Annotated in this window: 10 protein-coding genes and 1 riboswitch; of the genes, 1 reads left to right on the top strand and 9 read right to left on the bottom strand. The window is 32.8% G+C overall.

Annotated elements, in window-relative coordinates; all coding sequences use genetic code 11:
- Positions 1-36 precede the first annotated feature (36 nt).
- Positions 37-819, top strand: coding sequence for a sulfite exporter TauE/SafE family protein (locus QE431_RS01810; RefSeq protein ID WP_057117576.1), 783 nt, complete (start codon positions 37-39; stop codon positions 817-819).
- Positions 820-825: 6 nt separating this feature from the next.
- On the opposite strand, the gene QE431_RS01805 is transcribed toward QE431_RS01810, so the two are convergent.
- The 9 genes from QE431_RS01805 to QE431_RS01765 form a co-directional block, all read right to left on the bottom strand.
- Positions 826-1,611 (bottom strand): hypothetical protein, encoded by a 786-nt coding sequence (locus QE431_RS01805; protein WP_057117577.1) that lies wholly within the window; start codon positions 1,609-1,611, stop codon positions 826-828.
- 56 nt (positions 1,612-1,667) lie between these two features.
- On the bottom strand, positions 1,668-2,078 hold the full coding sequence (locus QE431_RS01800; RefSeq protein WP_008466594.1) for an Rrf2 family transcriptional regulator: 411 nt from the start codon (positions 2,076-2,078) through the stop codon (positions 1,668-1,670).
- 269 nt (positions 2,079-2,347) lie between these two features.
- Positions 2,348-3,520 (bottom strand): PLP-dependent aspartate aminotransferase family protein, encoded by a 1,173-nt coding sequence (locus QE431_RS01795; protein WP_134139210.1) that lies wholly within the window; start codon positions 3,518-3,520, stop codon positions 2,348-2,350.
- Positions 3,521-3,649: 129 nt separating this feature from the next.
- Positions 3,650-4,078, bottom strand: coding sequence for an OsmC family protein (locus tag QE431_RS01790; protein ID WP_057117579.1), 429 nt, complete (start codon positions 4,076-4,078; stop codon positions 3,650-3,652).
- A gap of 80 nt (positions 4,079-4,158) precedes the next feature.
- Positions 4,159-6,573, bottom strand: coding sequence for a bifunctional aspartate kinase/homoserine dehydrogenase I (gene thrA, locus QE431_RS01785; RefSeq protein ID WP_307292000.1), 2,415 nt, complete (start codon positions 6,571-6,573; stop codon positions 4,159-4,161).
- 1 nt (position 6,574) lies between these two features.
- The gene (locus QE431_RS01780) at positions 6,575-7,558 is read right to left on the bottom strand and encodes an alpha/beta fold hydrolase (RefSeq protein ID WP_307291999.1); all 984 of its coding nucleotides are present in this window, start codon (positions 7,556-7,558) and stop codon (positions 6,575-6,577) included.
- Positions 7,559-7,637: 79 nt separating this feature from the next.
- Positions 7,638-7,745: riboswitch (SAM riboswitch) on the bottom strand.
- 1,037 nt (positions 7,746-8,782) lie between these two features.
- Entirely contained in the window at positions 8,783-9,871 is a 1,089-nt protein-coding gene (locus QE431_RS01775; protein ID WP_057117685.1) for an aspartate kinase, read from the bottom strand.
- A 212-nt stretch (positions 9,872-10,083) separates the two neighbouring features.
- Positions 10,084-11,388 (bottom strand): O-acetylhomoserine aminocarboxypropyltransferase/cysteine synthase family protein, encoded by a 1,305-nt coding sequence (locus QE431_RS01770; RefSeq protein WP_307291998.1) that lies wholly within the window; start codon positions 11,386-11,388, stop codon positions 10,084-10,086.
- 79 nt (positions 11,389-11,467) lie between these two features.
- Positions 11,468-11,662, bottom strand: coding sequence for a hypothetical protein (locus QE431_RS01765; RefSeq protein ID WP_057117584.1), 195 nt, complete (start codon positions 11,660-11,662; stop codon positions 11,468-11,470).
- Positions 11,663-11,736: the final 74 nt, after the last annotated feature.

Below are 11,736 nucleotides of genomic sequence, written 5' to 3'. Positions count from 1 at the left end.
TATAAAAATGTCGTATTTTAGCGCCAAATTTTTTCTATGGATTTTCAGATTGGTCTTGTAATCGCAGGTTTAGTAGTTGGTTTTATTGTTGGATTAACAGGTGTTGGAGGGGGCTCTTTAATGACCCCAATTTTATTATATTTCAATATTCCTCCCACAACAGCTGTAGGAACAGACCTGCTATATGCTGCCTTTACCAAAGCTGGCGGAATATTTGTACACAATAAAAAAGGAAATATAAACTGGAAAATTACAGGATGGCTGACATTAGGAAGTGTTCCCGCTGCTTTAGTAACGTTGTGGATACTCAACAGTATTAAAACAGATATTGAAACGATAAATCGTGTAATTAAGTACAGTTTAGGCTGGGCATTATTGTTTACTTCTGTTGCTATTATATTTAAAAACAGAATTTTAAAGTTTTCGCAAAAACATGCTGGAGATAAATTTCATAGCGAAAGCCATACTCAAAATATGCTGACTGTAGGCATTGGAGTATTATTGGGAGCGACTGTAACTTTAACTTCTATTGGAGCTGGCGCTTTAGGAACTGTAACTTTGTTTTTCCTTTATCCGCTTTTACCAACTCCTCGATTGGTAGGAACTGAAATTGCTCATGCTGTTCCATTGACTTTAGTTGCTGGAATCGGACATGCTTCTATGGGAAATTTAGATTTAGCGCTTTTGGGCCAATTATTAATGGGATCTCTTCCAGGTATTTATATTGGAAGCAGTTTAAGCGGAAAAGTTCCTGATCTATTTTTGAGAAATGCTATTGCTGTAATGCTTTTTCTTGCTGGATATAAATTGATTTTTTAAAGCAAATTAATTTTTAAGCTTCTTTAAAACTTCACTTTTGAATTGTTTTGATGTTCCATATTCTAGTAAAATCTCTAATATTTCTTTACTTATCTTTTTATGATTTAGAATATATTCGTGAAGAAACTTGTCTCCTTTTTTAATCATTTTTTTTACAACTTCTATTTTTCCATAATTTTTATCAAACTGAGACATTTGTTCCTCGAGCTTATAATGATCTTCAGCTGTTTGCAGAGAGGTATCTTGTGTAAAAATCTGCACTAAAAGCTCATCGTCTTCTTTGACATGTAGAAAAATAAAAATAGTCTGTCCCCAACTCATATATTGTTTGGTTGTATCATTCTCGGGAAGAAATATTTGTGAACAGAAATAGAAAAGTTTATTATTAAATTCTGGAATAGAAGCTTCTGATATTTTCCATTTTGGAAAATGTTTAAGATATAGAATATCTTTTTTCTTTATCATATCTGCACAAGAAGATGTTGTTACATCTTTTTCCCTCTTATACATTACAGAATTATATTGAGCAAGATGATGTTGGATAAATTCATTCGTTTCTACTTTCTTTTCAATAACGATAAATTCCAATCTCTTTATTTGCACAGGCTTATTAAGCCTTATTTCATCAGTTTTAACAATTGCTCCAAAAATATATAGTTCTCTAAAAGTTGAACTATTCAAAGTCTCTAATTCTGATTTTCCAAGCGTTATTTTATCAATAAAAACAGAAGGAAAACCTTTTATCCTAGGAAAATCAATATCTATGAGTAAATTTTTTTGGTAAATGTCCATAATTGCATCGCTTAAGCCTCTCTGTAAAAATAAAGATTTTTCTCTCAAATAAGCTACTAAAAAGCAATATCTGCTAAAGAATTACTTTCTAATATTTTAAGTGTATTATCTCTAACTTCTGTCATTAAACGACGTGCGGCGCAGGTAGACTCATCATCGCAATCATCACATCTTTCGTAGAAATTATGACTCGCGCATGGTAATAATGCAATTGGCCCTTCTAGAATTCGGTAGACTTTTGCCATGCTGATATCTTTAGGGTCTTTGATCAGGTAATAACCGCCGCCCTTTCCTTTTTTAGCTCCAAGAAAACCAGAGTTTCTTAAAAGCAACAAAATACTTTCTAAAAATTTAATCGAAATATGTTCACTTTTCGCAATTTCAGCAATTTGTACAGGTTCGTTATTTTCTCTCCTGGCTAAATATGTAAGAGCTTTAATTCCGTATTTTGTTTTCTTTGAAAGCACTAATGTATAATTTTAGATTGTAGAATTTAGATTTGGGATATTCAGATCAAACTCTTACAAATTATTAAACAACAAAAATATGCTTTTTGTTTGAACTATCACAAAAGAATAAAGTTAAATTCTACTAATTCTATCAAATTACTTCGTTAATTTATTTCTTTGAATGACAAAAATATGATTTTAAGAAAACATAATCAAAAAAGACGATTTCAACTGTATTAAATTTACAGCTAAAAATCGTCTTTACTATTTGAAATTGAAATATATAATTAAGCTAATGCTTGTTTCAAATCTGCAATTACATCTTCTACAGTTTCTAAACCTACGGAAACACGAACAAGACCTTGCGTGATTCCAACCGCTAATTGATCTTCTTCGGATAATTTACTGTGTGTTGTAGAAGCTGGATGCGTTACAATTGTTCTGGTATCTCCAATATTTGCAGACAATGAACAAAGTTGTATCGAATTCAAGAATTTTCTTCCTGCTTCAATTCCACCTTTAATTTCAAATGCGATGATGTTCCCGCCAGCTTTCATTTGCTTTTTTGCAATTTCATATTGCGGATGCGATTTCAAAAACGGATATTTTACGCTGTTTACATTTGGATGACTTTCTAAAAACTCAGCTACTTTTAAAGCATTTTCGCAGTGTCTGTCCACACGAACTGCCAATGTTTCTAAACTTTTTGATAAAACCCAAGCATTAAATGGCGATAAAGCTGGACCTGTATTTCTAGAGAACAAATATATCTGTCTGATTAATTCTGCATCTCCAACAGTTACTCCGCCTAAAACTCGTCCTTGTCCGTCAATTAATTTTGTCGCTGAATGGATAACCAAATGTGCTCCAAATTTAATTGGCTGCTGTAAATAAGGTGTTGCAAAACAGTTGTCTATAATTAAAATCAAGTTGTGTTTTTTTGCAATATCTCCTAATAATTGTAAATCAATAACATCAACACCAGGATTTGTTGGTGATTCGGCGTATAATATTTTGGTGTTTGGTTTAATAAAACTCTCGATTGTTTCTGGCTTATTGATCTCAAAATATGAAGTTTCGATATTCCATTTTGGAAAATAAGTCATAAACAAAGCGTGAGTAGAACCAAAAACACTGCTTGCAGAAACAATATGATCTCCAGAGTTTAATAATGCAGCAAAAGTAGAATATACTGCTGCCATTCCCGTTGCAAAAGCATAACCAGAATCTGCACCTTCCATTTTGCAGATCTTATCCACAAATTCTGATGTGTTTGGATTACTGAAACGGCTGTAAATATTTCTTTCTTTTTCTTCTGTAAAAGAAGCGCGCATATCCTCTGCATCTTCAAATACGAAACTTGACGATAAATACAATGGCACCGAATGCTCTAAATACTGTGATCTTTCTAATTGTGTTCTTATGGCTTGTGTTTCAAAACCAAATTCTTCTTTATTCATTGTGTTGTTTTTTGTTTTTTTTTGAAAAACTATTTCGCAAAGATTCACAAAGTGAACACTAAGTTTCGCAAAATATTTTTCCTTTTCAGCTAACTGAGAATTATCTAATTCTCAAATTGACTAATTTAATTAACGTAATTCTTCGTTGTTTAAAACGACTTTATATTTAATAGCTGCTGTTGGCTCAACTGTTTTGGCAACCGAACAGTATTTCTCGAAAGAAAGCTGTGCTGCCTTTTTTGCTTTTTCAGGATTGATTTCTCCTTCTAAATAAAAAACCACATCGATTTCTTTAAAAGGTTTTGCTTCTTCGATTTGAACTCTTGTTCCTTCAACCTCAGCATTAAAAGAAGTGATTTCCTGACGCTGCTTCTTTAAAATTGAAATCATATCAATTGCACTGCATCCTGCAACGCCCATTAGCACTAACTCCATTGGACTTGCACCTAAATCGCTTCCGCCAAATTCGGCTCTGCTGTCAACGTCAACTATATGTCCGCGTTCATTTTTTAGTTTAAAATGAAATGCGTCATTTACTCTGTTTAAGGTTACTTTCATTGTGTTGTTATTTTTTTTTGTTTTGTTATAGCCTTGTAAATCTAAAATCTCAAGTCTAAAATCTGCAATCTAAAATCGTATTATCCTTTATCCGACAATCTCAAAATATCTCCGAAAACTCCTCTTGCCGTTACCGCAGAACCTGCACCAGCTCCTTGGATAACAATTGGACGATCTCCGTAAGATTCTGTGTAAATTTCGAAGAAAGAATCAGAACCTTTTAATCCGCCTAATGCAGTATCTTTTGGCACTGAAACTAATTTTACTTCAAGATTTCCTTTGTCATTTTGTAAATCACCAGACAATTCGCCGATATATCTTAGTACATGATTTGGCTGTTGGTCTGCTTTTATTTTAGCGTAAATCGGATCAAATTCTTTTAATTTCGTCAAGAAATCAGCTGCACTTCCTTCACGTAAATGCTCTGGAATAAGATTCTGAATAGAAATTTCTTCAAATTCGTTTTGTAAATCTAATTCTCTAGCCAAAATCAATAATTTTCTTCCAACGTCATTGCCGCATAAATCCTCACGCGGATCTGGTTCTGTGTATCCGTTATCAATTGCTTCCTGCAAGATTTCGCTGAAAGGAACATCTTTTGCAGAGAAATTATTGAATAAATAACTCAATGTTCCTGAGAAAACACCTTTAATTTTTGTGATATTTTCTCCCGAAAGATGCAGTAATTTAATGGTATCAATTAACGGTAAACCTGCACCCACATTGGTTTCGTATAAATAATTCTTTTGGTTTTCTGCCAAAGATTTTCTCAATTCTTTATAAAAACCATAGCTTAATGTATTCGCTACTTTATTCGAAGAAATCAAATCGAAACTGCTTTCTACAAGCGGAATATAGTTTTCTACGAAAGGCGCACTTGCCGTGTTATCGATCGCAATTAAGTTTTCTAAATGATGTTCATTTGCGTAAGCAATAATATCTTTTATAGTATATGCCTCGCCTTTGGTTTCAATTTCATTTTTCCAGTTTGCAGTTACACCATATTTATTTAAAAGCAGCTTTTTTGAGTTTGCAATAGCAAAAACATTCAGCTTAACATCTTTACGTTTTTCAATTGCTGCAGCCGATTCTAAGATTTGGTTAATTAAAGTCCCTCCTACTAATCCGTGGCCAAAAATCGCGATGTTTATTTTCTTAGAAACACCAAAAATTTCTCCGTGAATTACGTTTAAGGCTTTGTTTAATTCTTCTTTTTTAACAACCAAACTCACGTTTTTACCCGTTACGGTGTTGTTAAACAAAATCGGAACAATTTTATTTTTGATTAAGGCTGTATATGGTTTGTGGAATGTACTTAAATCCTGTCCGATAATCGAAATTACCGATACATTGTCTGTAACTGTAATTTGGTTTACGTCTTTCGAATAAAAGTCATTTTCGAACTCTTTTTCTAATTCTACAACTGCAGTTGTCGCTTTATCTGTTGCTACAACCAACCCAATTCCTCTTTCTGAAGATCCTTGCGAAATAATACTCACACTAATATTATGATCGCCCATTACCTTAAAAATACGGGCATCTACTCCTGCCTTTCCAAGTAATCCGCGTCCTTCAAGGTTAACAAGAGAAACATTTTCCAAAACAGAAAGTGTTTTAATTCCTTCTTTAGCAGAATCGGATGTAATTAATGTTCCGCGGTTTTCGTGATTGAAAGTATTTAAAATACGAAGCGGAATATTTTTTTCTAATAACGGAATTATCGTTTTGGCGTGCAGAATTGTTGCTCCAAAATTAGCCAGCTCATTTGCTTCGTTAAAAGACAAATATTCGATTTTTTTAGCATCTGCAACTAAATCTGGATTTGCCGTGTAGATTCCGTCTACGTGTGTAAAGTTTTGCAGTTCTTCGGCATTTAAATAATTAGCGATTAACGAAGCGGTATAGTTACTGCCGTTTCTACCTAAAGTAGTTGTGTCGTTGTTGTTGTTGGAACCAATGAAGCCTGTAACTATATTAACCGTTTCGCCGTTATGTTCTTTAAAATAATTTACTACGTTTTTCTTTGAAAGCTGTTCTAGAGGTTGTGCATCACCAAATTTAGAATCGGTTTTTAGCAGTTCTCTTGAATCTACAAAATTGGCTGGAATTCCTTTTTCCACTAAAATAGCAGTCAATAATTTAGCCGAAAGCAATTCTCCTTTTGATAGAATCTGATCTTTGATTTTTTTACTGTAATCGCCTATTAGACTTACACCTTCAAAAAGTTTGTCTAAAACATTAAATTCCTCAGATAAATCTACATGCGGATAATCTGATATTTGATATTTTTTAAAATTCTCTAATAATTCTTTATAACTGCCATTTTTAGCAGCAATGCTTAAAATAAATTCTAATTCATCTGTTGCGTTTCCGCGTGCAGAAACTACAACTGTAATTTTTTCACCTTGATTTACTTTATCCGAAATGATTGAAACAACTTTGTTAAGTCCTTCTCCGTTTGCTAATGATTTACCTCCAAATTTTAATACTTTCATTTTATTTTTTTATTGTTTCTGCCTTAAAAATGTCGGCAAGTAAATGATCTAATTGTTTGTACTCGATTAAAAAAGCGTCATGTCCGTGAACCGAATCAATTTCGCTGTAGAAAACATTGTCTTTAAATTTCTTCAATTCTTCGTAGGTTTCTATGTTTTCTTTTGCTGTAAAAAACAAATCCGAATTAATTCCTACTATATGAATTGATGCATTTGATTGTGACAATAAGTTTTCAAAACTTTCACTATTTCTTGTAATATCAATTGTTTTAAGCAGCTGATTCATTAATTTATAAGAAGCTAATTGAAATCTTTGCTGCAATTTTTTGCCGTGATGCGCCAGCCAGCTTTCGATATTAAAAATCAAAAGATCTTGATTGATGGTACGCTGAAATTTTTCTTTGAATGATTCTGGCGAACGATAACACAACATGGCGTGTATTCTCGCATCTTCGATTGGCTTTGAAGAATTATTGAGAATTTGTTCTTGCAGGAAGCAATTGGCAATAAGCCAGTCTGTCGATTTCCAATCGCTTGCAATTGGGATAAGATGTTCTGTGATATTTGGTTCTAAAGCTAAGATTTCCCAAGCAATTCCGCCTCCAACTGAGCCTCCAATTATAGCATAAAGCTTTTCAATATTTAAAACTTTTAGTCCTTCAATAAAAATTCGGGCAATGTCTCTGGCAGTAAAATCTAGATAATTTTCGATTAGGAAAGAATTGCTTCCATTTCCTGGAATATCAAAAGCTAAAATGGTATAGACAGCAGTATCAATGGTTTTACCTTCGCCAATTAAGTTATTCCACCAGCCATTCTCGCCAGTAACTTGGGCGTTTCCTGTCAAGGCATGATTTACCAAAACAATAGGCGCACTATGCAAAGGCTGACCAGCAATAGTAAAACTTAAAGGCAGTGTATGATAAAGCGCACCATTTTCTGTGGTGAAATTTTGTATGCTAATAGGGTTTGGTATATTTTCCAATTTCAAATCTGTTGTATTATCTGATTTGTATCTGGAAATATTAGAAAGAAAAAACTAGTATAAACTAGAAAAATTCTTGTTGTTATCTTTCCACGTTGGGCGTGGTAGAATGCAGCACCTTCTTCGAATTAACGAAGGGTTGCTAAGGATTCATCGGGTCTAATCCCTCGTCCTTTCTTTATAACATTTCAATACTTTTTTGAACTTAACGAGTGCAAATTAACTACTAATTTCTTTAACAAACAAATTTTATCGAAACTGTTTGCTAAATTTCATAAACATATTGCAGCAAAAACTATTATACGCAAAAATTTACCGAACAGAAATGCCCAGTAAAATTAAGCAGGCCGAAACCTATTTTGCGGTGCTTTTTAATTTAGATAAAAAGCGTTTCATTTTCTTTTGAATACATCAAAAACAACAAAGAATTTGGTGTTATTTTTTCGGTATTTTTATCCGTTTCAGTAATTCCGAACCTTGGGGTGAGCCAATTCGTTTGCTGGCGGCGGCGGATTATTTCTTTTCGTTCTTTTGTTTTTCAAAGTAGAAATCGTTTTTGCTAAGTAGTTCAATGTGCTCATGATATTAAGTTTTAGTTTAGTTGCGTTTTATAATCTTTATTTCTTTTTTATGTTTATGTTAAATCGCTTTCAGGAATAAAAAAACCCTTTTGGAATTTCAGATACCAAAAGGGTTAAGTTTTTTAAACTCATTTATTCTTTTAGTATCAACAGACGTTCACGCAAATAAGCGCGACAGCAAACATCTTGTTCATCTGTAAGGATTTATTCATCTGTGATTTATATTGTATTTTATTTAAATTCTGCATTTTTGTGTAAAATTAAAAAGCCTCCCAATATGTTTTGGGAGGCTTTACTATATATTGTATTCTTACAATTTTTTAAGCAATAGACAACCCAGCCTCGGTTATAACCGAAATGGCGCAAAACATTTTGTTGACTTTTAAGTTCATTTGATTGTAGTAGTTTTTGGGTATAACAAATATGCAACTATTATTTTTATTAAACAAATAAAATTCAAGAATTTAATTACAAAATACGTTAAAAAGTGATTTTTTTACGTTGAAAAACATCTTACAAAAATAATTTACAGAAAAAGACTATAAAAAATTGATCAATAAGCAGTTTTAAAGCTTTCTAAACTTCCTTAACGAATCAGTTTATCAAAGAACATTAGTTATATTTTTTATTTTCTACGAAGTTTTTAAGACCAAACGGCCTCTTTATTTCTAATTCTTTCCGCTACTTTCAAAATATCGGTTATAATTCCTCTCGAAATTGCCTGTTTGCACGGCGGTGCACTTTGGATTACAATTGGAACCTGTGCGTAAGATTGTGTATAGATTTCAAAAATGGTATCCGAGCCCTTTAATTGTCCAATTGCAGAATGTGCAGGTTCTGAAATCAATTTGACTTCCAGCTTATTTTTCTCAAAATCAAATTCGCCCACATAACGAAGTACATGATTATCAGACTGTGTTATTTTTGCTATTTTAAATGATTTGTCAACTGCTTCTTTATTAAGCACTCCATTTTGTTCCAGATGATTTTCTGTAATAAAAGGATGTATTTGAATATCTGAGAAATTGAAATCTTTGCCAACTTCTCTGGCCAATATTAGAAGTTTTCTTGCCGTGTCGTTTCCAGATAAATCTTCCTTGAATGTTGATTTCATTAATCCCAAAAGACTTGCATCTTTTAAAACGGATGAAAACGAAACATCTTCAGAAGAAAATCTATTAAACACGTAACTCAAATTATCTGAAAATACTCCTCGAATCTTGGTGATTTTTTCTCCCGAATAATACAAATCTCTTAAAGTCTGCAAAACCGGAATCCCTGTATCGACAGATGTTTCATACAAAAACTCTTTGTCATACTTTTTAAGATTTGATCGCAGCTCTTTGTACAAGTCTATCGGCAGTGTGTTTGCTTTTTTATTGACAGCCACAATATTAAATCCGTTTTTGATGAGCGTATTATAATGTTTCACCAATTCATCACTGGCTGTTGCATCTACAGCAATCAAGTTTTCGAATTCATTTTCTTTAGCAAATTCAATAATATCTTCTACTTTAAAAGGAACAGCCAATTGTCTAAAATTGGTTTCCCAAGCATAACCAACACCTTCTTTCTCGAAAAAGGCCACTGTAGAATTGGTTATAATAGGAAAATGAAAATCTACGTTTTTACTTTCAAGAAAAAAGTCCTGACTTTCAATAATCTGATTAATCAAAGTACTTCCGATATTTCCAATTCCAAAAAGGATAATGTTTATTTTAAGCTTTGACATAATTTCTACTATTTTGTTTTTAGCCATATATGTGATATAAGTTCATTTAATTTTCTTTGCGTTAAATTGCTAGACGCACTGTGGCGCATTTTACTAAAATGAAATTATATCACTTATATGGTTGAATTTTTATAATGATGCTTTTCATAAAAAATTACCTTTAGCAATAACCAATCACTAAAGGCAATCTTTCAAACAAAAAACAAAAAAACCTAATTTTTATTAATACTGTATTGTGATAGCGAAACACTCTCAAAAACAGTTTGCAGATCTGCAATTAAATCTTCAATATCTTCAATTCCCACAGACAGACGAACCAAATCTTTTGAAACTCCTGTTTCGATTTGTTCTTCATCTGTTAACTGCTGATGTGTGGTACTTGCCGGGTGAATAATCAGCGATTTAGTGTCGCCAATATTGGCTAGTAAAGAGAATAATTTTGTATTATCTACAACTTTTTTAGCAGCATCAAAACCACCTTTTAATCCAAAAGTAATGATTCCGCTTTGGCCTTGTGGCAAATATTCTTGGGCTAAATCATAATATTTATTCGATTTTAAACCTGGATAATTTACCCACACGACCTCATCTTGTTTCTCTAACCATTCGGCCAAAGCCAAAGCATTCTCACTATGTTTCTTGATTCGGATTGGAAGTGTTTCTAATCCTTGAATAATCTGAAAAGCATTAAATGGACTCAAAGCAGAACCAAAATCACGCAGTCCTTCAATTCGCGCTTTTGCAATAAAAGCCGCATTTCCTAAAGCTTCGTGATATACTAATCCGTGGTAACCTGCAGACGGTTCGGTAAATTCAGGGAATTTTCCGTTTGCCCAGTCAAAATTTCCAGCATCAATGACAACGCCTCCTAAAGAAGTTCCGTTTCCAGCGATATATTTAGTTAAGGAGTGAATAACAATATCGGCACCATATTTAATTGGGTTCAATAAGTAAGGTGTCGCAACTGTATTGTCTACTATAAATGGCACTTTAAATGCTTTGGCTTCTGCCGAAATTCCTTTTAAATCTAAAACATCTAATTTTGGATTTCCGAGAGATTCAACAAAAAAAGCTCTTGTATTTTCTTTTGCCGCTTTGGTAAAATTTTCTGGTTTTGAAGGATCTACAAATGTTGTTGTAATTCCTAATCTTGGTAATGTAACTTTCAGCAGATTATAAGTTCCTCCATATAAACTGTTTGATGCTACTATATGATCTCCAGCTTTTAGCAAAGTCAATAATGTTGTAGAAATTGCCGATGCTCCAGATGCTGTTACTACCGCTCCGATTCCGCCTTCAAGTGCTGCCAGACGCTGTTCTAAAACGTCGTTTGTCGGATTATTTAATCTTGTATAAATAAATCCAGCTTCGGCAAGACCAAATAAATTGGCAGCGTGATCTGAATTGTTAAATACATACGATGATGTTTGGTAAATTGGCACTGCTCTTGTGCTTCCGTTTTTAGTAACATCGTGTCCTGCGTGTAATGCGTTTGTTGCAAATTTTTGTGTACTCATGATTTCTTAGTTTTTTTTAGGTATTGTTATACGTTTATATTGTAATTCAGTTTTGAAATTGTAATTCAGCTAAAATGACTTAAATAAAAAAATCTTCTCCTTCTTCTTCAAGTGCATACATATGAAACAGTACTGATTTGTGAGTTTTTAAATATTGTTCCGGGTTATATTTTAAAGTTTCACTCGTTGATTCTTCAACTTTAGTATTATTTTTTTGTGAATCTGTTCTCAATAAGTATTGAAATGCAATTGTATTTATATCTAGTGTATTCATGATTTAAAATTTAAAATGTTGAAATGAAAAAAGCCCTTTCGGATGGCTACCAAAAGGGCTTATAGTTTTAACTA

The organism is Flavobacterium sp. SORGH_AS_0622 (assembly GCF_030818825.1).
Classification (GTDB): Bacteria; Bacteroidota; Bacteroidia; order Flavobacteriales; family Flavobacteriaceae; genus Flavobacterium.
Note: the sequence above shows the minus strand (reverse complement) of the source record. Positions and strands in the feature narration are given on the sequence as shown.

Excerpts from the sequence above, each read along its gene's own strand:
- QE431_RS01810 (WP_057117576.1), top strand. The coding sequence starts at position 37 with ATGGATTTTCAGATTGGTCTTGTAATCGCAGGTTTAGTAGTTGGTTTT.
- QE431_RS01805 (WP_057117577.1), bottom strand. The coding sequence starts at position 1,611 with ATGGACATTTACCAAAAAAATTTACTCATAGATATTGATTTTCCTAGG.
- QE431_RS01795 (WP_134139210.1), bottom strand. The coding sequence starts at position 3,520 with ATGAATAAAGAAGAATTTGGTTTTGAAACACAAGCCATAAGAACACAA.
- QE431_RS01790 (WP_057117579.1), bottom strand. The coding sequence starts at position 4,078 with ATGAAAGTAACCTTAAACAGAGTAAATGACGCATTTCATTTTAAACTA.
- thrA (WP_307292000.1), bottom strand. The coding sequence starts at position 6,573 with ATGAAAGTATTAAAATTTGGAGGTAAATCATTAGCAAACGGAGAAGGA.
- QE431_RS01775 (WP_057117685.1), bottom strand. The coding sequence starts at position 9,871 with ATGTCAAAGCTTAAAATAAACATTATCCTTTTTGGAATTGGAAATATC.
- QE431_RS01770 (WP_307291998.1), bottom strand. The coding sequence starts at position 11,388 with ATGAGTACACAAAAATTTGCAACAAACGCATTACACGCAGGACACGAT.
- QE431_RS01765 (WP_057117584.1), bottom strand. The coding sequence starts at position 11,662 with ATGAATACACTAGATATAAATACAATTGCATTTCAATACTTATTGAGA.